11 protein-coding genes, 1 tRNA gene and 12 pseudogenes are annotated in these 22,994 nt (G+C 64.1%); 8 read left to right on the top strand and 16 right to left on the bottom strand.

What is annotated here, in order from left to right; all coding sequences use genetic code 11:
- Positions 1–905: pseudogene (gene ftsY / locus OWR21_RS06255) on the bottom strand (signal recognition particle-docking protein FtsY); the annotation flags it as partial.
- A 60-nt stretch (positions 906–965) separates the two neighbouring features.
- Here ftsY and OWR21_RS06250 point away from each other — a divergent pair.
- The 5 pseudogenes from OWR21_RS06250 to OWR21_RS06230 form a co-directional block, all read left to right on the top strand.
- Positions 966–2,455: pseudogene (locus tag OWR21_RS06250) on the top strand (M16 family metallopeptidase).
- Positions 2,455–3,805: pseudogene (locus tag OWR21_RS06245) on the top strand (M16 family metallopeptidase). The pseudogenes OWR21_RS06250 and OWR21_RS06245 overlap by 1 nt, the downstream one beginning before the upstream one ends.
- A gap of 93 nt (positions 3,806–3,898) precedes the next feature.
- A pseudogene (locus OWR21_RS06240) lies at positions 3,899–4,551 on the top strand (RsmD family RNA methyltransferase).
- A 197-nt stretch (positions 4,552–4,748) separates the two neighbouring features.
- Positions 4,749–5,251: pseudogene (gene coaD, locus OWR21_RS06235) on the top strand (pantetheine-phosphate adenylyltransferase).
- 50 nt (positions 5,252–5,301) lie between these two features.
- Positions 5,302–5,547: pseudogene (locus tag OWR21_RS06230) on the top strand (YfhL family 4Fe-4S dicluster ferredoxin); the annotation flags it as partial.
- A gap of 86 nt (positions 5,548–5,633) precedes the next feature.
- On the opposite strand, the gene OWR21_RS06225 reads toward OWR21_RS06230, so the two are convergent.
- The 8 genes and pseudogenes from OWR21_RS06225 to OWR21_RS06190 form a co-directional block, all read right to left on the bottom strand.
- The gene (locus OWR21_RS06225; protein WP_332394804.1) at positions 5,634–6,284 is read right to left on the bottom strand and encodes a DUF4124 domain-containing protein; all 651 of its coding nucleotides are present in this window, start codon (positions 6,282–6,284) and stop codon (positions 5,634–5,636) included.
- A gap of 23 nt (positions 6,285–6,307) precedes the next feature.
- On the bottom strand, positions 6,308–6,910 hold the full coding sequence (gene pth, locus OWR21_RS06220; RefSeq protein WP_316877256.1) for an aminoacyl-tRNA hydrolase: 603 nt from the start codon (positions 6,908–6,910) through the stop codon (positions 6,308–6,310).
- A gap of 167 nt (positions 6,911–7,077) precedes the next feature.
- Complete coding sequence (locus OWR21_RS06215; RefSeq protein WP_027678312.1) at positions 7,078–7,704, bottom strand: 50S ribosomal protein L25/general stress protein Ctc; 627 nt, start codon at positions 7,702–7,704, stop codon at positions 7,078–7,080.
- A gap of 149 nt (positions 7,705–7,853) precedes the next feature.
- Positions 7,854–8,804 (bottom strand): ribose-phosphate pyrophosphokinase, encoded by a 951-nt coding sequence (locus OWR21_RS06210; protein ID WP_004633415.1) that lies wholly within the window; start codon positions 8,802–8,804, stop codon positions 7,854–7,856.
- An 82-nt stretch (positions 8,805–8,886) separates the two neighbouring features.
- Positions 8,887–8,963, bottom strand: a tRNA-Gln gene (locus tag OWR21_RS06205).
- 50 nt (positions 8,964–9,013) lie between these two features.
- Positions 9,014–9,882 (bottom strand): annotated as a pseudogene (gene ispE, locus OWR21_RS06200) (4-(cytidine 5'-diphospho)-2-C-methyl-D-erythritol kinase).
- Between the two features lie 12 nt (positions 9,883–9,894).
- A pseudogene (lolB, locus tag OWR21_RS06195) lies at positions 9,895–10,517 on the bottom strand (lipoprotein insertase outer membrane protein LolB).
- Positions 10,517–12,453, bottom strand: a pseudogene (locus OWR21_RS06190) (tetratricopeptide repeat protein). Before OWR21_RS06190 ends, lolB begins: the two co-directional pseudogenes overlap by 1 nt.
- Positions 12,454–12,554: 101 nt before the next feature.
- On the opposite strand from OWR21_RS06190, the gene mutM reads away from it, so the two are divergent.
- The 3 genes and pseudogenes from mutM (at position 12,555) to mutY (ending at position 16,912) form a co-directional block, all read left to right on the top strand.
- On the top strand, positions 12,555–13,430 hold the full coding sequence (gene mutM, locus OWR21_RS06185) for a bifunctional DNA-formamidopyrimidine glycosylase/DNA-(apurinic or apyrimidinic site) lyase (RefSeq protein ID WP_332394803.1): 876 nt from the start codon (positions 12,555–12,557) through the stop codon (positions 13,428–13,430).
- A gap of 287 nt (positions 13,431–13,717) precedes the next feature.
- Positions 13,718–15,660 (top strand): annotated as a pseudogene (locus tag OWR21_RS06180) (dynamin family protein).
- Between the two features lie 103 nt (positions 15,661–15,763).
- The gene (gene mutY, locus OWR21_RS06175) at positions 15,764–16,912 is read left to right on the top strand and encodes an A/G-specific adenine glycosylase (protein WP_147217215.1); all 1,149 of its coding nucleotides are present in this window, start codon (positions 15,764–15,766) and stop codon (positions 16,910–16,912) included.
- Between the two features lie 30 nt (positions 16,913–16,942).
- Here the strand turns inward: mutY and OWR21_RS06170 are convergent, their stop codons facing one another.
- From OWR21_RS06170 to OWR21_RS06140, 7 genes and pseudogenes are all read right to left on the bottom strand, one after another.
- Positions 16,943–17,596, bottom strand: coding sequence for an LON peptidase substrate-binding domain-containing protein (locus OWR21_RS06170; RefSeq protein WP_147217213.1), 654 nt, complete (start codon positions 17,594–17,596; stop codon positions 16,943–16,945).
- A gap of 99 nt (positions 17,597–17,695) precedes the next feature.
- A pseudogene (rapZ, locus tag OWR21_RS06165) lies at positions 17,696–18,588 on the bottom strand (RNase adapter RapZ).
- Positions 18,589–18,682: 94 nt separating this feature from the next.
- Positions 18,683–19,023, bottom strand: a pseudogene (locus tag OWR21_RS06160) (PsiF family protein).
- 187 nt (positions 19,024–19,210) lie between these two features.
- Complete coding sequence (gene hprK, locus OWR21_RS06155; protein ID WP_004633393.1) at positions 19,211–20,185, bottom strand: HPr(Ser) kinase/phosphatase; 975 nt, start codon at positions 20,183–20,185, stop codon at positions 19,211–19,213.
- A 73-nt stretch (positions 20,186–20,258) separates the two neighbouring features.
- The gene (gene ptsN / locus OWR21_RS06150) at positions 20,259–20,714 is read right to left on the bottom strand and encodes a PTS IIA-like nitrogen regulatory protein PtsN (protein ID WP_004633390.1); all 456 of its coding nucleotides are present in this window, start codon (positions 20,712–20,714) and stop codon (positions 20,259–20,261) included.
- A gap of 346 nt (positions 20,715–21,060) precedes the next feature.
- On the bottom strand, positions 21,061–21,414 hold the full coding sequence (gene hpf, locus OWR21_RS06145; protein WP_004633388.1) for a ribosome hibernation-promoting factor, HPF/YfiA family: 354 nt from the start codon (positions 21,412–21,414) through the stop codon (positions 21,061–21,063).
- A 50-nt stretch (positions 21,415–21,464) separates the two neighbouring features.
- Positions 21,465–22,973 carry an RNA polymerase factor sigma-54 gene (locus OWR21_RS06140; protein ID WP_316888642.1) on the bottom strand — a complete coding sequence of 503 codons (1,509 nt, stop codon included), beginning with the start codon at positions 22,971–22,973 and terminating at the stop codon, positions 21,465–21,467.
- Positions 22,974–22,994 lie beyond the last annotated feature (21 nt).

The raw sequence follows: 22,994 nt of genomic DNA, 5'->3' as shown, positions 1-22,994 counted from the left end.
CTTGAGTTCTTCCATCAGGTGCAGTTGCGTCGGCAAGCGGCCGGCGGTGTCGCCCATGACGATATCGATGCCACGTGCACGCGCGGCGTTCACTGCATCGAAGATCACGGCGGCCGGGTCGCCCGATTCCTGCGCCACGACCGTGACGTTGTTGCGCTGACCCCAGATCACGAGTTGCTCGCGCGCGGCGGCGCGGAATGTGTCGCCCGCTGCCAGCAGCACCGATTGACCGTAGGTCTGGAAGTGCTTGCACAGCTTGCCGATGCTGGTCGTTTTACCGGCACCGTTCACGCCCGCGATCATGATCACCATCGGTTGCTCGCGGCCGAGCACCATGGTTTTTTCCAGCGGGTGCAGCAGTTCGACCAGCAGATCGCGCAGGGCGGTCTTCACGCCTTCGGCCGTTTCGATGCGCTGTGCCTTGACGCGGCGGCGCAGTTCGCCGAGCAGGTATTCGGTGGCGTCGACACCGGCATCGGCCATGAGCAGCGCGGTCTCCAACTCTTCGAACAGCGCTTCGTCCACCTTCACGCCGACGAACAGCGTGGTCAGGCCCTTGCTCGTCTTCGACAGTCCGGAGCGCAGGCGTGACATCCAGCCCTTGCGGGCCTGTTCGATCACGGCGGGCGTGGGGACGGTTTCGACGTCGTCGGCTTGCACGTCGAGCGCAGGTTGCGCAGCAGGTGCGTCCGGCACGGCAACGTGGGCCGGCGCCGCGACAGGTGCGGGCGCGGAAGCCGGTGCAGCGACTGGCTGGGGGCTGCAACAGGTGCGGGTATGGGGGCGGGGGCGGCGCCAGGGATGGCAGCCGGGGCAGGCGCCTGCGCGGCTTCGGGCGCCGCTGAGGGCGTGGGTTCGGCGGCCGGTTGGGGCTCTGCCTTGCGCTTCTTCCAGAAACTAAACATCGTAAAAGGCAGTCTATTTCGCCGTTAGAATCAAGCGTCGAATTTTATCAGACAGCCCTTATGCGCTCTTCCATGCGAATCGTTTCAAACCGGGCTCGGTCGCGAGTCTGGCAATTGGCCGCGACGGCCCTGGCGGCGGCCCTGCTGGCCGGCCATGTTGGCGCGCAGGAGCTGGCCGCTGCACCGGGGCATCCGACCGCCACCACCACCGGTGGCAAGGTGGGCGCCAGCCAGTCCGACACGCACGAATACAAGCTGCCCAATGGCCTGCGGTTGATCGTCAAGGAAGACCACCGCGCTCCCACCGTCGCGCACATGGTGTGGTATCGCGCCGGCAGCATCGACGAGCACAACGGCACCACGGGTGTCGCCCACATGCTCGAACACATGATGTTCAAGGGCACCAAGGCAGTCGGCCCCGGCGAGTTCTCCCGCCGCGTGGCGGCCCTCGGCGGCCGTGAAAACGCCATGACCACGCGCGACTTCACGATGTACTTCCAGCAGATCGAGAAATCGCACCTGGCCGATGTGATGGGGCTCGAAGCCGATCGCATGGCCAATCTCCAGCTCACCGACAAGGAGTTCAAGCCGGAGATGAACGTGGTGAAGGAAGAGCGTCGCATGCGCATCGACGACTCCGCCCGTTCCACCGTGTATGAGCAGATGCTGGCCACGCTGTTCAACGCCGCGCCGTACCGCAACCCGACCATCGGCTGGCCGGGCGACCTCGACACGATGACGGTGCAGGACGCGCAGAACTGGTACCACGCCTGGTACACGCCCAACAACGTCACCGTGATCGTCGCGGGCGATGTGAAACCCGATGAAGTCTTTCGCCTCGCGCAGCGTACGGCAAGCTCAAGCCGCATGCGCTGCCACGCCGCTATGCGCAGGAAGAGCCCAAGCAGATCGGCGTGAAGCGCATCTGGGTGAAGGCCCCGGCTGAGAACCCATACGTTGTGCTGGCCTACAAGGTGCCGCGCCTGAGCGATGTGGAGAAAGACGTCGATCCGTATGCGCTGGAGGTCTTGTCCGCCGTGCTCGATGGCTATGACAACGCGCGCCTGTCCAGCCAACTCGTCAAGGGCGAAAAGCGCATCGCCGACGACGTTAATGCCGGCTACGACGGCCTGAACCGCGGCCCGTCGATCTTCCTGATGGACGGCACGCCCGCCGACGGCCACACCACCGCCGAGATCGAACAGGCGCTGCGCGCGCAGATCGAGCGCATCGCCAAGGAAGGCGTGACCGATGCCGAACTGAAGCGCGTGAAGGCGCAGGTTGTGGCCGCGCAGATCTACAAGCGCGACTCGGTCTTCGGCCAGGGCATGGAGATCGGCATGAACGAGATGAGCGGCCTGTCGTGGCGCTCCATCGATCGCCAGCTCGAGAAGATCAAGGCCGTGACGTCGGCGCAGATCCAGCACGTGGCGCAGACCTACTTCAGCGAAGACAACCTCGTCGTCGCCACGCTGCTGCCGCAACCGATCGATCCCAACAAACCGGCGCGCAAGCCTGTTCCCGGCATGCGCGATGAAGGGCTGCGTTGATGCGCGCCATGTCTCTGACCTGAAGACGGCGCTGGTCGCCATTGTTGCAGCGGCGGCGCAGAGCGCCCTGGCCGCGCTGCCCATCGAACACTGGACGGCCCCGACCGGCGCACGCGTGTTCTTCGTGCCGAGCCCGTCGATTCCGATGCTGGACATCAATCTCGACGTGGATGCGGGTTCGCGTTATGAGCCGGCTGCCAAGGTGGGCCTCGCCTCGCTCACAGCAGGCATGCTCGATAAGGGTGTCGCGGCGCAGGGCAATGCGCCAGCGCGCGATGAAGCGGCGATTGCAGACGCGTTTGCCGATGTGGGCGCGAGCTTTGGCGGCGGCGCCGGTGGCGACCGCACGAGCCTGCGCCTGCGCACGCTGTCCGACGCCGTTGAGCGCGGCCCGGCCATCGCGCTGATGACGCAGATCGTCTCGGCGCCGACCTTCCCCGACGCCGTGCTCGCGCGCGACAAGCAGCGCCTGGTGGCTGCGATTCGCGAATCGCTGACCAAACCGTCGGTGCTGGCCGAGCGCGCATTCGGCAAGGCCATCTACGGCACGCATCCGTACGGGCAGACCGCTTCGCCGGAAACGGTAGAGAGCATCACGCGCGACGACATCGTGCGCTACTACCAGGCCAACTACACCGCCAAGCGCGCGGTCGTGACGCTGATCGGAGCGATCAGCCGCCAGGAAGCCGAGGCCATCGCCGAGCAGATCACGCGCGGCTTGCCCGCTGACGGCGCCACGCCCCCGGCGCTGCCTGACGTCAAGATGCCGCTGCCGAAGGCGGAGACGATCCGCATTCCGCATCCGGCGCAGCAGGCGACCATCATCCTCGGGCAACCGGGCATCGCGCGTGGCGACAAGGATTACTTCCCGCTACTGGTCGGCAATTACGTGCTGGGCGGGGGCGGCTTCAGCGCGCGTCTGACCAATGAAGTGCGCGAGAAGCGCGGCCTGACGTACAGCATCGGCAGCTACTTCGCGCCCGCTGCACAGCCCGGTCCGTTCGAACTGGCGCTGCAGACGCGCAAGGACCAGACCGAGGAAGCGCTGGGCGTGGTGCGTGACACGGTTGCCAAGTTCGTCGCCGATGGCCCGACCGACGCGGAGCTGAAGGCGGCCAAGGACAACCTCGTCAACGGCTTCCCCTGCGTCTGGACAGTAACCGCAAGCTGCTGGATAACGTGGCCAACATCGGCTGGTACAACCTGCCGCTCGACTACCTGGATACGTGGACGCAGCGCATCGCGGCTGTCACGCGTGAACAGGTGCGCACGGCGTTCCAGCGCGTGCTGCAGCCGCAGGCCATGGCGACGATCGTTGTGGGCGGTCCGGAAAAAGCCGCTGCGAACTGACGTACCGCGTCTTCATCCGAAAAAACCGGCGGCATTTCCCGCCGGTTTTTGTTGCGCTCGTTTTATGAGGCAACAGCCCCTAAAATCGCGCCCATGGCACCTCGTACCTCCAGCTCCAAAGGCCCCAAGGCCAAGACCGCCACGTCGCACGCGCGCGCCCCGCAGCAGGTGCGCATCATCGGCGGGCAATACAAGCGCACGCCGCTCCCGGTGATCGACGCAGACGGCCTTCGCCCGACCAGCGACCGCGTCCGCGAAACCGTCTTCAACTGGCTCGGTCAAGACCTGACCGGCTGGCGCTGCGCGGACATCTTTGCCGGCACCGGCGCGCTCGGCTTCGAGGCGGCTTCGCGCGGCGCCGCCCACGTGACGCTCATCGAAAACCACGCCCCGGCCGTGCGCGCGTTGCACGCCATCCGCGACAAGCTGGGCGCACGCATGGTCGACATCGTCTCCGGCGACGCTTTCGCCTGGCTCGCTCGGCAGCCCGATGCTGCGCTCGATGCTGTGTTCATCGACCCCCCGTTTGCGCAGGACTGGACGCTGCGCGCGCTGGAAGCAGCGACGCGGGTGGTCAAGCCCGCGTGATTTACGTTGAAGCAGCGCAGCCGCTTATGGATGTGAGTGCTGATTCACATGATGCCCAGCCGGCCACCGGCATCGCGCTGCCCGCCGATTTGGTGCTTCACAAACACCTGCGCGCCGGTGCGGTGCATGCACATTTGCTGCTCCGCAAAAACGGTTAAACTACGCCGCTCGCAACCGGTGCATGAGCATCGGGCGGCACCCGCAACTCGGGTACGTCCGGTGGATGCCGGTGGCACAGGCGGCAGGCTCGGGATCTGCCGCGCTCGATAACGCAACGGTGTCCGAATGCAGTACCGGCGCGGCCATGTCCCACGCCGACGCTTGCGGATGCTCTTTTCCCCTTGGTGGAGGAACCATGGTGATCGCGGTTTATCCCGGCACTTTCGATCCGTTCACGCGCGGCCACGAAGACCTCGTGCGACGCGCATCCAACATCTTCGATGAGCTGATCGTCGGGGTGGCGCAGAGCCCGAACAAACGGCCCTTCTTCGCGCTGGAAGAGCGCATCGAGATCGCCCGTGAAGTGCTCGGCCATTACCCCAACGTGCGGGTCGAAGGGTTTCCGGTCTCTTGAAGGATTTCGTGCGCAAGAACGGCGCGCGCGTCATCGTGCGGGGTCTGCGTGCGGTGTCGGATTTCGAGTACGAATTCCAGATGGCCGGCATGAACCGCTATCTGCTGCCGGACGTGGAAACCATGTTCCTGACGCCGTCGGATCAATACCAGTTCATCTCCGGCACGTTCGTGCGCGAAATCGCCGTGCTGGGCGGTGATGTCAGCAAGTTCGTGTTCCCGTCGGTCGAAAAATGGCTCAAGGAAAAGACCGGCAAGTCGGAAGGGTCGGGCAAATCGGAATAAAATGACGCTTTGGCGAGCGCTGGCTCGCCGGCCATTTCAAGGAAGGCATCATGGCGCTCATAATCACCGATGAGTGCATCAATTGCGACGTATGCGAGCCTGAGTGCCCCAACGGCGCGATTTCGATGGGCCCGGAGATCTACGTGATCGACCCGGGCAAATGTACCGAATGCGTCGGCCACTTTGACGAGCCTCAGTGCCAGCAGGTCTGTCCGGTGGATTGCATCCCCAAGGACCCGGCCCATGAGGAAACGCACGAGCAGTTGATGCAGAAGTACACCCAGCTCACCGCGGCGCCACCACGCAGCGTGAGCACACAAGATAAGAGACGGCTCCGGCCGTCTCTTTTCATTGGTGGTAACCGTTTTGTCGCCTGTTTGTTTTACTGGATGGGCAGTAGCTCTTCCGGCCCCTCGTACGCATAGCCCGGCTCGCAGACGATGCGGTAGTGCGGGTAATGCGGATGCGGCGGGCGCGGCATGATCGGTGTCGGCGCCACCGGCGCTTGTGCGAACGGCTTCGGGCCATTGCCAGGTTGGCGCAGCGCACCTGAAGCAGGCGCGGGAGGCTGGCGGATTACCGGCATCGGCGTGGGATAGGGCTGCGGGTATGGCGCCGGGTACGGCACGGGCCCTACATAGACGCGATGGCAGTAGCGAACGCCTTCCTGCGCAACCACCACTTTCTGCCGTTGCTCGCGGCGCGCCGCTTCAGCAGCCTGCGCGGCAACCTGGGCTTGGCGGGCATCTTCCGCAGCTTGCGCTTTGCGGCGCGCGGTTTCCATCTGCTGGACTTCGGCGGCCTCGGCGCTGGCCCGTTCGCGGGCTGCCTTCTGGTCGGCGGCGCTGGGTGTGTTATCGATCATCGGCACCGGCCTCGCGCGCGTACCGCAAGGGTGGTCGGAATAGGTCGTCTGGCCGTTCTCGCTACAGCGGTATACCTGCGCATGCGCCGGCAGGCTGGTCGCTGCCAAGCCAAGCGCCAGACCCGCCAGCACGGCGGCGCGCGAGGTGAGTATGGCGAACGGTGTCATGGCCGTGTCCTCGGTGACGTTGATCAGCGCGCGGTGTGCAGCCGCATCATGGCTTTCTCGGCATTGCCGGCGATCAGCTCCGGCAGCGCATCAAGGCTGTGATCGATGGCGCGGTCGATGAGGTCCTGTTCTTCCTTGCGAGGCGCCTTGAGCACGAAGTTGGCGACGTCATGCTGGCCCGACGTCGCGGCGCCCGGCGGCAACAGATTGCGCGGATGCCCGATGCCAAGGCGCAGCCGCCAGAACTGTTGCGTGGTCAGATGTGCGGCAATGTCCTTCAGGCCATTGTGGCCGCCGGAACCACCGCCGAGCTTGAGCTTGACGGCGCCGGGCGGCAAATCGAGTTCGTCATGCACGACCAGGATTTCATCGGGCATCACCTTGTAGAAGCGAGCGAGTGCCACGGTGGCCAGGCCGGACCGGTTCATGAAAGTTTGCGGCTGGAGCAACCACACCTCGTTGCCCCAAAGGTTGGCACGCGCTGCATAGCCGTGAAACCGTGCCTCGTTGCGCAGCGTCACGTTGCCCATGCGAGCGAGCTGGTCGACTAGCCAGAAGCCGGCGTTGTGTCGGGTCGCCGCATATTCGGCGCCCGGATTGCCGAGGCCGACGATGAGTTTGATCATGCGATTCGTGTCAGATGGAGGTGCAGGACGCGCCCCTTGATCGTACAAGCATAGCTGCATTCCGCAGCCCGGAGGCGGTGCGGCTCGCCCCGCTCAGGCAGAAAAAGCCCGGCGAGACAGGCTCGGCGGGCTTTTTTCGCTCGCACCGAGGTGCGAGGTGCGGCAACTTAGGCTGCCGGCTTGTCTTCGCCTGCAGCAGCAGCGCCTTCTTCAGCGGCAGCGGACTTTTCGCCAGCCGGCACGCTGATGTTGGCAACCGCCGGGTTCTCATCGCCACCGTGGGTGAGGATGGTCACGCCCTTCGGCAGCTTCAGGTCAGCGATGTGCAGGGTCTGGCCGATTTCCAGCGAACCCAGATCCACTTCGATGAACTCCGGCAGGTCGGCCGGCAGGCACGACACTTCAACGTCGTTCAGGATGTGGTTGACGATGCCGTGGCCCAGCTTCACGCCCGGTGCGGTTTCCTGGTTCAGGAAGTGCAGCGGCACCTTGACGTGGATCTTTTCCTTGGCCGACACGCGTTGGAAGTCGACGTGCAGAACCAGTTGCTTGAACGGGTGCAGTTGGAAGTCGCGCAGCAGCGCCTTTTCCACCTTGCCAGCCACTTCGATGTCGAGAATCGACGAGTGGAAGGCTTCCTTCTTCAGCGCGTGGTACAGCGCGTTGTGATCGAGTTCGATCAACTTCGGGGTGGCTTCGCCGCCGTAGATGATGCCCGGGGTCTTGCCGGCGTTGCGCAGGCGGCGGCTCGCACCAGTGCCCTGAACGCTACGCTCGAAAGCGACAACTTTCATGATTGCTCCAAACGAAAAAGACGACTCGCGACCAAGCCGTCTGGTGAAGGGCGCCATATTGCGCCCGCAGAGACCGCAGAAGTGCCGTCTAATCGACGTTTTCTGCGGTAAAGCCTTGAATTATAACAGTAAGCCGCTCAGGTGCCGAATTATTCAGCAAACAGCGACATGATCGAGTCGCCGCGCACGATGCGGGTGAAGGTCTCGGCCAGCAGCGGAGCCGTCGAGAGCTGGCGGATCTTGCCGCACTTGATGGCGTCTTCGCGCAGCGGGATGGTGTCGGTCACGACCACTTCGTCGAGCGCCGAGTCTGCAATGCGGGCAGCTGCGCCGCCCGACAGCACCGGGTGCGTGCAGTACGAGAACACTTGTTTGGCACCGCGCTCCTTGAGCACCTGCGCCGCTTTGCACAGCGTGCCGCCGGTGTCGATCATGTCGTCCATGATCACGCAGTTGCGGCCGTCGACTTCACCGATGATGTTCATCACTTCGGCCACGTTGGCCTTCGGGCGACGCTTGTCGATGATCGCCAGATCCACGCCGAGCTGCTTGGCGAGCGCACGTGCGCGCACCACGCCGCCAACGTCAGGCGACACCACCAGCAGGTCTTCGTAGTTCTTCTTGCGCAGGTCTTCGAGCAGGATCGGCGACGCGTAGATGTTGTCGACCGGGATATCGAAGAAGCCTTGGATTTGGTCGGCGTGGAGATCCATCGTCAGCACGCGCTCGACGCCGGCAACTTCCAGCATGTTGGCCACGACCTTGGCGGTAATCGCCACACGTGCGGAACGCGGGCGACGGTCCTGGCGCGCATAGCCGAAGTAGGGGATGGCGGCCGTGATGCGGCGGGCAGACGCACGCTTGAGCGCATCGACCATCACCATCAATTCCATCAGGTTGTCGTTGGTGGGAGCGCACGTGGATTGCAGGATGAACACGTGCTTGCCGCGCACGTTTTCCTGGATCTCGACCTGGACTTCACCATCGGAGAATCGGCCGACGAGGGCCTTGCCTAGCGGAATGCCTAGGTGCTTGACGACAGCTTCGGCGAGTTTCGGGTTGGCGTTGCCGGTAAAAACCATCAAGCCTTCGCTGCTCATCGGGGCACCTGTTTTTCGACTTCAGACGCGCCGGTCAGTTGAAGCACCAACCGGGCTATTGCTGGGAACATGAGGAAGAAAATGGCAGGGGCGGAAGGATTCGAACCTACGCATGCCGGAATCAAAATCCGGTGCCTTAACCAGCTTGGCGACGCCCCTACACAACCTATCGGTTACCGCCTCCATTGCAGAAGCGATAACTGCAAACCTTACACAGCAAATCTTGCGAGCGGGTGACGCGTCAGACCTGCCGCACACCGACCTTCCCATTCGGAAGGCACCTGATCCGCTACCGCTTGCGCATGCTCAACGTTGTCGAACGGAGCAAATACGCAGGCGCCGGATCCGGTCATTCTTGCCAGAGGGCTGAACTGACGCAGCCAGACAAGTGCTCGGGCGATTTCGCCGTATTTCCTTCCGCCACCGCTTGCAGATCGTTGCGACCGTAAGCGAAAACAATTTGTTGGTCAGGAAAGTCCGTAATTATGGTGAGTGGCGTATCGCGTGTCAACCCTTCATCGGAAAAAATTGCAGGGGTGGGCACATGCACGCGTGGGTGGATCACCACGAAGGCCGCTGGTGGCAGCGTGACGGGCGTCAGTTGTTCGCCGATTCCCTCGGCGAACGCGTTCTGGCCGAACACGAAGAACGGCACATCGGCGCCGAGCTTCAGGCCGATCGCCATCAGTTGCGTGCGTGGCAGGTCGAGGCCCCAGAGTCGATTGAGCGCAAGCAGCGTGGTGGCGGCATCAGAGGAGCCGCCGCCAATGCCACCGCCCATCGGCAGGCGTTTCTCGATGGCGATGTCGGCGCCGTAGGTGCAGCCGGTTTCTGCTTGCAGCAGGCGCGCGGCGCGGATGATGAGGTCGTCATCGGCAGGCACGCCTGGGATATCGGTGGTGCGCACGAGACGGCCGTCGGTGCGGCGCGCGAAATGCAGCGTGTCGCTCCAGTCGATCAACTGGAAGACGGTTTGCAGCAGGTGGTAGCCGTCAGGCCGGCGGCCGACCACGTGCAGGAAGAGGTTGAGCTTGGCGGGCGCGGGGCAGTCACGCAGCTCGACGGGGGCGGAGGACATGGCGAAGAGGCGTTACTGGTCGAGCACGAGTCGCACCGAGAGCGGGCCGTTGGCGCCGTGCTGACGATCGAGATCGAGCCGGCGGATGGTCGCCTTGGCGCCATCGGCGTTGTTGCCGTTGTCGGCCCACGCGACGTAGCGGACGGTCCAGCCATTCTGCTCGATGGTTTCGGGGCGAGATTGCGCGTCGCGTGCCACGCGCGCAGGTGTGCCCGGAGCGGGGCGCGCGCGCAGCCAGTCCCGCAGGCCTGAAACCGGCAGCGAAAAGCCGAGCGCATCCTGCATCAGCGTGTCGACTTCGGGGCGCGGCGCGGCGGCTGGTTCGGCAGTTCCAGCGTCGCGCCCTGGTTGCTTTGGCTGACGATGGCCAGTGTCTGGCCCAGCGGCGACATCAGTTCAAGCTGCACGTCGGGCCCGCGCTCGCGCCAGCGGAAGCTGCCGACGGCGCTTTGCTCGGCGTTGTTCTGCGTGTATCGGGCCGAGAAGCGACCCTGATAGCGTGTGATGGTGGCATCGCCGTCTTGCGTGCCGGCGAAGAGATCGTTGGCTGGCCGCAAGGTTGTGCAGCCGCTGAACAGCACGCAGCCGGCCCCGAGCATCAGCGCGCCAAGCGCGCGCGTGAACCGCATCGCCATTAATTCGCACTCACGGGAACATTGGGCACCGGTTGGCCGAAGCGGCGCAGCGTGTCACGCAAGGTGGTGTCGTTCACGTCGAGCTTGGACGCTTCGGTCCAGATCTGGCGCGCGTCGTCCTGCTTGCCGGATTGCCACAGGACTTCGCCCAGGTGCGCGCCGATTTCGGCTTGCGGGGCGGCAGTCCACGCCTTGCGCAGGATGTCGGTGGCGGCAGGCAGATCGCCGCGACGGTATTTGACCCACCCGAGGCTGTCCGCGATATAGGGATCATCCGGTGCCAGCGACACGGCTTTCTCCAGCAGCTCCTGCGCTTCCTGCAGGCGCACGTTGCGGTCGGCCAGCGAGTAGCCGAGCGCGTTGTAGCCGATGGCCTGGCCCGGGCGCAGGTCGATCACCTTGCGCAGCAGCGTTTCCATGTTGTCGTAGTGGCCGTCGTGCTCTTCGAGCATCGCCAGTTGGTACGTGTATTCGACGTTGTCCGGGTCGCTCTTGAGCAGCTCGTTGACGCGGGCGCGGGCGCGACCGTAGGCCTTGGCGTCCATCAGCATGCCGATTTCGGCCTGGCGGATGCCGTCCATCAGCGCCTGGCGGCGCGGGCCATCGGGCACGTCTTCGGAATCGGCGACGAGTTCGTCGAAGGTCTGTTGTGCCTCGTCGATGCGCCGCAGCTTGCCGAGCAATTGGCCACGCTTGATGCCCGCAGCCAGTGCGGTCTGACCGTCGGCGTCGCCGTTGGCGGAGCCGGTGATCTTGTCGACCCAGCCGAGCGCGCCGGCGTAGTCCCGCTTTTCCTCGGCCAACTGCGCGAGGCCCTGGTAGCCGGGTTCGGGGCTCAGCGTGGGCGACTTGGCGGTGGCGGCCACGTATTCCTTCAAATACCGCTCTGCGTCGTCGTACTGGCGTTGCTGCAGGTTCAGCAGCCCCAGGGCGAGCGTGATACGCGCATCGTTGGGGGCGATCTTCTTGAGTGTTTCGAATTCGGCCCGCGCCTTGTCCTGCTGGTTGCGCACGAGGTACATGCGCGCGAGCGCGAGATGACCGTCGATGGACGCCGGTGCGGCTTTCAGGAAGCTGCGCAGGCCGGCGATGGCGGCATCGGGGTCGCCGTCGGCGCGCAGTTCGGCGGCCAGGATGGCAGCGTCTTCATAGCCGGGACGTTGCTTGAGCGCCGTGTCCAGTTCCGTCAGAGCGCCAGGGACATCCTTGGCGGCAACCTTCGCGCGTGCCAAGGCCAGATGCGTTTCCGGGCGCTGCATGTCGTGTGAGGCGATGCGCTGCAGCGCGCCTACGGCACCCGCCGGATCGCTGCTCTTGGACATCTGCTGCTGCAATTGCAGCAGGGCATCGGCACGCTGGCCGGGCGAAACCTTGTTCAACTGAGCCTGCAGCATCGGCTCGACTTCCGACCACTGTCCCGTTGCCACCAGCAGGAGCTGCTGCACCTGGCGCGCCGGCATGGACGTCGGCGACAACTCCACCCATAGGCGCGAGGCAGTCAGCGCTTGCGCGGGGAGCGCGTCAGAAACGCGATTTCGGTGGCGCGCTGGGCAAAGCGGGGGTCGCGCGTGTCCTGCGCCAGCGCGAGGTAAGTACGGTACGCCGGTTCGACCAGCCCGCGCTGCAATGACACTTCCGATGCCAGCACGCGGTACATGATGTCTTCAGTGAGCGCGACGCGCGGCAGATCGGTGCGCTCCGAGCTCAGCAGGCCGGTGCGCGGGCGCGAGCGTTCAATCTGGACGGCCGCCCGACCACCCGTGCCACTTTCCTGTGCGGCTTGGGCGATCACCGGGGCGGCGGCCGTCGATTGCGACGACCATGCCGGCAGGCTCGTCAGCCCTCCCGCCACCAGCGCGGCCAGCAGGGCCGTTCTGCTGCGCGGGAATCGCCGCGGGCGTTGCGTCGCGGGCGAACGGGAGAGGGCGTGAGGCATAGTCTCGAAGCTCCGGATAGGGGTTCGGGGCATTGTAGCCTGACCGCTACAATCGCCCGCATCGTAAAAAAGGTTGGAGCAGCACATGGGACGGAGGTTCGATGCCTGAGTTGCCGGAGGTCGAGGTCACGCGTCTGGGTTTGCTACCGTATGTTACGGGGCGACGTATCGAGCGCGTCGTGGTGCGCCATCACGGCCTGCGCTGGCCGATCGACCCGGCGCTGCCGGCGTTGCTTGCCGGGCTGACGGTCACCCGCCTGCTGCGCCGGGGCAAATACCTGCTGATCGAATGCATGCCCGGGATCGGCCAATCCATCAACTCTGCCGACGCCGCAGGTGGCTGGCTGCTGATCCACCTGGGCATGACCGGCACCCTGCGCGTGCTGGAAACGCCCGTGGCGCCCGGCCCCCACGATCACGTCGATATCGAACTCGCCGACGCAACCGGCGTACCCATCACACTGCGCTATCGGGATCCGCGCCGCTTCGGTGCCGTGCTGTGGCACGCTGGGGACGAAGCTGGCCTGGCCGAACATCCGCTGCTCCGCAATCTCGGCATTGAGCCGTTCGACGCGCGATTCGACGGTGATTGGATGTTTGCCCGCACACGCGGGCGCCGGGTGGCCATCAAATCGGCGCTCCTGGCCGGCGACATCGTGGTCGGCGTAGGCAATATCTATTGTTCGGAAAGCCTGTTTCGCGCCGGAATCCGGCCGACCACGGCGGCGGGCCGCATCAGCCGCCCGCGCTATGCAGCGCTGGCTGAGGCTATTCGCGCCACGCTGGCAGATGCCATCGCGCGGGGCGGCAGCACGCTGCGCGACTTTGTCGGCTCGGACGGGCAAAGCGGCTACTTTCAGCTCGAAGCTTTCGTGTACGACCGCGCCGGTCTGCCGTGCCGTGTGTGCGGCACGCCGATCCGCCAGATCGTGCAGGGCCAGCGCTCCACGTTCTATTGCCCGACCTGCCAGCGCTGATCGGCCTACCAAGGGCATCGGAAGCCGCCTGGAGGCACGACGCTGGAGCGATCAGGCCGTCATTTCGCAAGGTTTTTGAAGTGGGGTGTCCGGCTGCCGATGGCATCCCGCAACACTTGTCTGCCCGGGCTGGGGAACCTTGCGGAAAGTTCGCCCGGAAGCTGGCGGTTCGCTGTATCGTTCCACCTAAATTTGTGCATTTCTGTGCCGTAAATGGGCGGTAACAGCGATGTCGAGGGGCGCGCGCATTTGTTGCGGTCGGGTCGCGCACACAATAAGACAGAACGATGAACAATACACTGAGCACACAGTTCGAGCAGTACAGCGCTTGGCGCGCTTCCGTACTGCAGTCGGTGGGGAATTTCAAGACTGGCTGCAAGCGCAGGAGCTGTACGACGCGCAGGCTGACATGCGCGCGCAGCGCATCCGCGGCGTGCTGCGCAGCGACAAGCTCAAGGTCGCCTTCATTGCCGAGTTTTCTCGCGGCAAGAGCGAGCTGATCAACGCCATCTTCTTTGCGGACTTTGGCCGCCGCATCCTGCCGTCGTCGGCGGGCCGGACCACGATGTGTCCGACTGAGCTGATGTACGACGAAAGTTATCCGCCGTCGATTCGCCTGCTCCCGATCGAGACGCGCCTGCACGATGCCTCGACCGCCGATTTTCGCGATGCCGGCAGCCACTGGCTGTCGGTGCCGCTCGATCCGTCGTCGCCGGAGGGCATGCTCGAAGCGTTCCGTCACGTGGTGGAAACCGTGCGCGTGCCCAAGGAAGAAGCCGAGCAGCTTGGCCTCTATAACGACGCCGATCCCGACGCCGCGTTTTCGGTGGATGCCGCCGGCACGGTCGAGGTGTCGAAGTGGCGGCACGCGATCATCAATTTCCCGCACCCCATGCTCAAGCAGGGGCTGGTGATCCTGGATACGCCGGGCCTGAACGCCATCGGAACCGAGCCTGAGCTGACGCTGCGCCTGATTCCGGATGCGCACGTCGTGGTGTTCGTGCTGGCAGCGGACGCCGGCGTGACCAAGAGCGACCTGGAACTGTGGCGCTCGCATGTGGGCGGCGGCCAGCGCAAGGGCTGCATCGCGGTGCTCAACAAGGTCGATGGCCTGTGGGATCCGCTCAAGTCTGAAGAAGAAGTCGAGAGCGAAGTCAGCCGCCAGATCATGACGACGGCGCAGGTGCTCGATATCGATGTCGAGCGCGTGTATCCGGTGTCGGCGCAGAAGGGCTTGCTGGCGAAGGTCAGCCACGATCACGAACTGCTGGCCAAGAGCCGGCTGCCGGAGCTGGAGTCGGTGCTGTCGGATCAGCTGATTCCGCAGCGTCGCGAGATCGTTACCGAGCAGGTTCAGCTGGCGGTGAAGGACATGGCCGCCGGTGCGCAGCAACTGCTGCAGATGCGCCGCCGCGACATCGTCGAGCAGCTGTTCGAACTGCGCGGACTGCGCGGCAAGAACCACACGATGGTCAAGCACATGCTGATGCGCGTGCAGGGCGAGAAGGAAGAGTTTGAGCAGAGCATTGCCAAATTCCAGGCGCTGCGCACGGTGTTCGGTCGCCACAGCGCGGAGATCATCAAGAGCGTGCAGCTCAAGCAGATCCGCTCGACGATGCGCGAGGCGCGCGAGAAGATGAAGGAGCGCGTGTTCTCGCGCGGCCTGCGCGACGACATGGACAAGCTGTTCGCCCACCTGACCGGCCTGGTGCGCGACGCAGCCAATCGCATCGACCAACTGCACCAGATGGTTGACGGCATGTACAAGAAGTTCAACGCCGAGCACGGCTTCACGCTGTCGCCGCCGCTGCGCTTTTTGGGCACGCGCTACGACGCCGATCTGAAAGAGACGCTGATGCTCGCGCACAACCACTTTGGCGCGTTCAGCTTCCTGACGCGTCCGAAGCCGCAACTCGTACACGGTGCCTTCTCGACGGTGGCCAGCCGCGTGCTGGACACCTTCCAGGACATGAACCGCGACATCGAGATCTGGCTGAAGTCGGTCATGACGCCGCTCGAAGCGCAGGTGCGCGATCACCAGAAGCAACTGCGCAAGCGTGTCGATTCGATCGAGCGCATCCACGAGGCCACCGATACGCTGGAAGCGCGCATCACCGAACTGGAAGCGCTGCTCAACACGCTGGATGAGCGCAGCGGCACCATCGCGAAGTACACCGACCGCATTCTCGCGGCCGGAACGATCCTCGAGCGCGAGTCGTTCGCGGCCTGACGCGCAATGTCGTTCACGGAGAAGGCGCCTGCGGGCGCTTTTTTCGTTCTGGTAGGATCGCCGCCAGCGCGCACGTTCCGTCCGCCGCTTTTCCATCACACGCATGACCGCCAGCCCCCGCCGCACGCGCCGCGTTGCTCAGCCCGTTCCCGTATTGCCGCCGCTTCCTGACGATTTCGCCGTGCGCGTCATCGCCTGGCAGCAGCGTCACGGCCGTCACCATCTGCCGTGGCAGAACACCGGCGACGCGTATCGCACGTGGCTCTCCGAGATCATGCTGCAGCAGACGCAAGTGAGCGCGGTGCTGGGCTACTACGCACGCTTCATCGAGCGCTTCCCGACCGTGCAGGCGCTGGCCGCTGCCCCTGCAGACGACGTGATGGCTGCGTGGGCGGGCCTCGGCTATTACACGCGCGCGCGCAACCTGCATCGCTGCGCGCAGATCGTGGTGGCGGAGCACGGCGGCATCTTCCCGCGTGATCCCGAAGTATTGGCGACGCTGCCCGGCATCGGCCGCTCGACCGCGGCTGCCATCGCGGCGTTTTCGTATGGCGTGCGCGCGGCCATTCTCGATGGCAACGTCAAGCGCGTCTTCGCGCGCGTGTTCGGCATCGATGGCTTTCCCGGCGACAAGCGCATCGAAGACACCATGTGGCGCATCGCCGAAGCCGTGCTGCCTCCGGCCGAAGGCATTCAACCGTACACGCAGGGTTTGATGGATCTTGGGGCCACGGTGTGCACGCGCGGCAAGCCTGCATGCCTGAGCGGTGAGCGGCCCTGTCCGCTCGAATCGCTATGCGAAGCGCGCAGTACCGGTCGCGTGATGGAGCTGCCCGTGCCGCGCCCGCGCAAGGCGATCCCCGAGCGCGCCGCCACCCTTGTCATCGCGCTGCACGCCGACGCGGTGTTGCTGCAGCGTCGCCCGCAGCGCGGTATCTGGGGTGGCTTGTGGTCGTTGCCGCTGGTGGGCGAGATGGACGACGCGCTCGACACGCATCCGTTGGATGTCGGCACCGTGCGTCGTGCCGCGCAGGCCTATGGCGACGTCTCCACCGTGGAGATGGCCGGCGCGCTCACGCACACCTTCACGCACTTCCGCCTGCACATGCATCTGCTGCGCGCGGAGATCGCCACACCCGCGGCGCTCGACGACGACTGGCGTTGGGTACCGCTTGCACAACTCAATTCAGTGGGGTTGCCTGCGCCGGTGAAATTGGCGCTGGAGACGCTGGTACAGCCAAGCCTGATCTAAGCAACGCGGGCAGGCTTGGCCGAGTTGGCATCACAGAATGTGGTGCTGCTTCATGTAGCGATGGACGATCTCGATGCGCATGCCGGCGTCCATCAGCTCCATCAACTTCTGCTTGGCCTTGAGCGGCACCGGCAGCAGCTCGCACAGCCGATTCGCGACCCAGCTCGGGCTGTTCCATTCGTACGGCTCCACCATCGGAACGTTGCCGTCTTCGCGTGAGCCAAGCGTGGTGATGATGCGGCGCAGGGCGCCCACGCAATCGTCGAAGAGTTCGCCTTTGCAGTCTTCCACGTCGGCGCCAATGGGCTCGACCGTGCCGCGCATGAGCCCGTTGGGCGTCGTCTCGAACGACAGCACCTTGAAGCGCTGCGTGCCACGCACCTTGATCATCAGCAGGCCCAGCTGCTCCATATCGCATTCGGTGATGTGGGCAATGCAGCCCACGTCGACCGGCACGGTGGTGCCGTCTGTGGTCGCCACTTCGTTGCCGCGCTCGATCAGGCAGACGCCGAACGGCGTCTTGTCGCGCAGGCACGTGCGCACCATGTCCATGTAGCGCGCTTCGAAAATGCGCAGCGGGAGAAGGCCGCCCGGAAACAGCACCGTGTGCAACGGAAACAGCGGCAGCTCGGTAGGCAGCGGCGGCAGCGGCGAGAACGGCGAGAGAGCGATGTCTTCTTGCATGGACGGACTTTCGGCAGGCGGCAAGACCTTCGCGTGGCGCCGCGCAAGAGGCCGCATCCAAATGAGACAGGTTCGCGCGCGGAAGATACTCGGCGCGGCTCAGCCCTCTACGGCCAATTCGCGGTGGCGGACCAACACATTACCATGCGCGCGGAAGTACGTGGCGAGCCGTTCCGCGATGTACACGGAGCGATGCTGGCCGCCCGTGCAGCCGATCGCGACGGTCAGGTAGCTGCGGTTGTCGGCAATGAAACTCGGCAGCCACTTTTCCACATAGGCGCGAATATCCTCTGCCATTGCAAGCACCATCGGCTGGCTTTGCAGGAAATCGATGACGGGCTGGTCGCGCCCCGTGAGTGGGCGCAGTTGCGTGTCGTAGTACGGGTTAGGCAACGAACGCACGTCGAAGACGAGATCGGCGTCGGTGGGGACGCCATGCTTGAAGCCGAACGATTCAAACATCAACGTGATGTCGTGCGGCTCATCGCTGATGAATTCTTTGATGTACGCGCGCAGGGCGTTCGTGCGCAGCGTGCTGGTGTCGATGCGATGCGCTGGATCAGCGAGCGGGCTGAGCAGCTCGCGTTCCATCTCGATCGCTTCGATGAGCGAGGTGTCGAGGCCTTGGCGGCCGCCTGCACGTTGGCGGCGGTATCGGGGCGGCCGTTACGGATGGACAGCGGATGCCGGCGGCGCGTCTCGGAATAGCGCTGCACCAGCGCGTTCGTGCTTGCCGTCAGGAACAGCATGCGCACGTCGTGTTCCTTGCGCAGCAAGGTGACCGTCTCGGGCACCTTGCGCAGCGATTCACGGCTGCGGATGTCAGTGGCCACGCCCAGATGCGTATAACCCTGGTCCGCCAGATAGCGCGCCAGTTCCGGGATGAACTGCGCGGGCAGGTTGTCGACGCAGTAATAACCTGCGTCTTCGAGCACGTTCAGGGCGACCGATTTCCCTGAACCCGACATACCGGTGATGAGAATGATCCGCATGCCGCGAGGATAGCATCCCTGTGTTGCAAAGCAGCGACCAACAAAAAAGGCGACCGATGTGGCCGCCTTTTTCCGAGCGAGGTCAAGGGACTGCTCAGCCCTTCGAGAGGCACGCTTTCTGGGCGTTCTTGTACTCGTCGCCCTTCTTGCCCTTGTTGGCCTTGGAGCAGGCAGCCATCTTTTCCTGCTGCGTCATCGGCTTGGCGGCAGCAGCCGGTTTGTCCGACAGGCAGCCCTTCATGAAAGCCTTGCGCTCGTCGCCTTTCTTGCCGGCGGCGTCCATGTTGCATTGCTTCATCTTGTCTTGCTGCGAATTCTTGGCTGCCGGGGCGGCGGCAGGTGCGGCGGCGCGGCTGCGGGTGCGCTGCCTTGGGCGAAAGCCTGGCCTGCCAGGAACGGGAGCGCCAGGGCGCAAGCGGCAATCAGTTGTTTCATCGTCGTATTCTCCTTGGGTACCGTCAGAAGAGCGGGCGAAAAATAAGCCGCCGCGCTCGCGATGAACGCCGCCGCGTTGTGTGCTCGGCGCATTCCCTCCCACAACGGGGCGGCCGCACGTCGGGTTGACGTTTCGCAGCGAAACCTAGGTAAACCGGCCTGAATACGAAACTTTGTGGCGGCTTTGTTAAAGCAGGCGACCCTGGGGCGAGTGGGAAGCGGCTTCCGCCTGCATGGCGGCGCGCTGGCGGTCCATGAAGTCGCGCAGCGTATCAATGCCGCGCAGACGCAGGATGGTATTGCGCACGGCGGCTTCGACCAGCACGGCCAAGTTGCGGCCGGCGGCCACCTGGATCTTCACCATGTGGATCGGCAAGCCGAGCACATCGAGGTACTGCGAATCGAGCGGCAGGCGTTCGAACTCGCCATCGTTGCGGCGCACGAGCTGGACGATCAGCTTGATCTTCATCTTCCGGCGCACCGCCGTTTCACCGAAGATCGTCTTGATGTCGAGCAGGCCCAGGCCGCGCACTTCCAGCAGATTCTGCAGCAGCGGCGGGCACCGGCCTTCAATGAAGTCCGGCCCGAGGCGCACGAAGTCGACTGCGTCGTCGGCAACCAGGCCGTGGCCGCGCGAGATCAGTTCCAGGCCCAACTCGCTTTTGCCCAGGCCCGAATCGCCCATGATCAGCACGCCCATGCCGAGGATGTCGAGAAACACCCCGTGCATCGTCACGCGCGGTGCGGAGATGCGCGACAGATACAAGCGCAGGTGGTCGATGACGGCCGCCGAGGAAATCGGCGACGTGAACAGCGGCGTAGACGAACGCGTGCAGCGCAGTTCCAGGTCGGGCGGCGGATCCACACCATCGGCCACCACCAGGAAGGGCGGCTCCAGCAAGATCAGCTCGCCCATCTGCCGCTTGCGGTTTTCTTCCGACAGGCGCTGGTAGTAGGTGATCTCGGGCTTGCCGAGCACCTGGATGCGATTCGGGTGGATGAGGTTCAAGTGCCCGACTAAGTCCGCTGCGGAGGTCGCTTCCTTCGCGAAGTCCACGTCGAACGCGCGGTCCGCGCCCTCCAGGCCAGCGACCCACGATAGCTTCAGATCAGCTGCGTTGTCGTCAAAGATCGATTGGGCGATGACGCCGGTCAGTTCCATAGCGGGGCACGGTGATGCCGACGGGGCATAGCGCGTTCGCAATCGGTTGCGCTGGCCACCGATTGCGCTGCGATCAGGGCCGCCAGTCGGTCAGTAGCTGGTGAATCGCCTCGGGCGACGGCAGGGTGGCGAGGCCTTCGCGCATGTCACGGTCGGACAGCAGCTGGGCGATTTCGGAGAGGATTTCCAGGTGTTGCTGGGTCGCCTGTTCAGGCACAAGCAAGAAGATCAGCAGCGAGACAGGCTTGCCGTCCGGCGACTCGAAAGGCACCGGTTCGGACAGGCGCATGAAAGCGGCCAGCGGTTGCTTGAGCCCCTTGATGCGGCCGTGTGGGATGGCCACGCCGGCGCCCAGCCCCGTGGAGCCGAGCGATTCGCGCGCAAACAGGTTGTCGGTGACGACTGCGCGCGCCACACCGTGGTTGTTCTCGAACAGCAGGCCGGCCTGTTCAAATACCCGCTTCTTGCTGGTTACGCTGACGTCGAGGGCAATGTTCCCGGGCGGCAGCAGTTTGGCCAAGCGATTCATGTGCAATGCGTGAAATGAGCGGCGTCCTTCTGCACCAAGATGGCGCGCGGACAATGGGGTCATTATAGACCACGTGCCGCGCGGCTTTGTGCGGCGCACCAGCGGTGCACCACGCAGGGCAGAGAAGCGAATCCCCCAGGGCTGCAATCAGCCGGTGCCGGCAATGTGCGCACGGCATCGACCCTGTTTTTGCCAGCATCGCGCCAAAAGCCGCGCCACGCCAGCATTCATACTTTCGTCAGATTTTAGCCCGACTTAAATCCGTTGCAATCGGATTCGTCACGAATGCACCACGGCATAAAAAAACCGCGCCAACTCGGGGCGCGGTTTCTGCGGTGCCGTCCTGCTATTGCTGCATCTGCACGGCCTGGAAGGCTTGGTGCTTCATGCTGTCGCGATCGTGTCCTTGCACGCGGTCCTTGTACTTGATCACTTGCCTGTCCAGTTTATCGACGAGGAGGTCGATGGCCGCATACAGATCTTCATGGTGTGATTCGACGAAGACGTCCTTACCTTTGAGGTGCAGGTTGATTTCCGCGTACTGACGCCGATCCTTCTCCTTGTGGTTATCGACCGATAGCAACACGCTGACGCCAATCACCTGATCGAAGTGCCTGATCACACGCTCCAGTTTCGTTTCCACGTACTCACGCAAAGCAGGCGTGATGTCCAGGTGGTGTCCACTGAGTTTGAAGTTCATAGCGGTTCTCCTTCTCAAGATGAGCCGCACCGGAACTGCCCGCGATGCGGCTATAAAGACTTGCGCAAATTCACTGCAGGGATCTTGAGGGCTTCGCGGTATTTGGCCACCGTCCGACGGGCCACCACGAATCCTTGTTCCCCTAACAGTTCGGCAATTCTGCTATCGGACAGAGGATTCTTCGGGTCTTCGGCTCCTACAAGTTGCTTGATGAGCGCGCGTATCGCGGTGGACGACGCGGCCCCGCCGGTTTCCGTCGATACATGGCTGCCGAAGAAGTACTTCAACTCGAACGTCCCCATCGGGGTCGCCATGTATTTGTTGGTTGTCACACGGGAGATCGTGGACTCGTGTAGACCCAGTGTATCGGCTATTTCCCGCAAAACCAAGGGGCGCATGGCGATTTCGCCGTGCGTGAAGAAGCTCTTTTGACGCTCGACAATCGCTTGCGAGACACGCAGGATCGTATCGAAGCGCTGCTGAATGTTCTTGATCAGCCAACGTGCTTCCTGCAGCTTCTGCTGCAGATTGGCGGCGCCCGATTCACCACGGCTGCTGCGAAGGATTTGCGCGTACATGTCGTTGATGCGCAGGCGCGGCATGACGTCGGGGTTCAGTTGCGCCATCCAGCCTGCGCTGGTCTTGCGCACGATCACGTCGGGTACCACGAAGTCCGCTTCGGCGCGACCGAACGCGTGACCCGGAAACGGCGCCAGTGAACGAATCAGCTCATGCGCTGCTTTGAGTGCCGGTTCGTCGACGGAGAGCGCCTTCTTCAGGCGCGTGTAGTCGCGCGCGGCGAGCAGTTCAAGGTGCTGGTTGACGATGATGAGCGCCAGCGCTTTCGCGGGCGAATCGAGCCGGTGCAATTGCAGCGACAAGCACTCGGAGGCCGAGCGCGCGCCGATGCCGGGCGGATCAAAGCTCTGCAGCATGCGCAACGCGGCTTGCAGTTCGTCGAGTTCGACTTCGAGTTCGGCCGGCAGATCTGCAAGGATTTCATCGAGCGTGCCTGACAGATAGCCTTCGTCGTCGAGCGACTCGATCAGGAAGATGACGAGGCCCTTGTCGCGCATCGACAGCTTGAGCGGCGCGAGTTGTTCCATGAGGAATTCGCGCATGCTTTGCTCGGCTTCGCGCAACTGTAGCGGCGCGCGGTCGTCTTCATCGGATTGCGGCTTGCGGGCGAAGTCGTCGAGGCTCCAGTCGGAGCGGTCGGAGCCGTAATCGCTGTCGAAATCGGCGCCGCTGTCGTGGCCGTTCTCGTAGCTGTCTGGGGCGTCGCTGCTATCGCCACCGTTGGGCGCGGGCGGAGGCGACTCGGTCGGCAGCGGCGTGGCGCTGTTGCTTTGCACCGCGTTCACCGAGCCGTCCGCGCCAATGCGTGCGGAGGTGTCGAGCCACTCGTTTTCCCGCTCCAGCAGCGGGTTTTCGGTCAGGGCCTGCTCAACTTCCTGCTGCAGTTCGATGGTCGACAACTGCAGCAGTCGGATCGATTGCTGCAACTGCGGCGTGAGCGCGAGATGCTGAGAGAGACGGAGCTGGAGCGACTGTTTCATGCGGGCTATTCTATGCCCAAC

It is taken from the genome of Ralstonia sp. 1B3 (assembly GCF_036631435.1).
The sequence above is the reverse complement of the archived record's forward strand: the minus strand, read 5'-3'. Positions and strand labels throughout refer to the sequence as shown.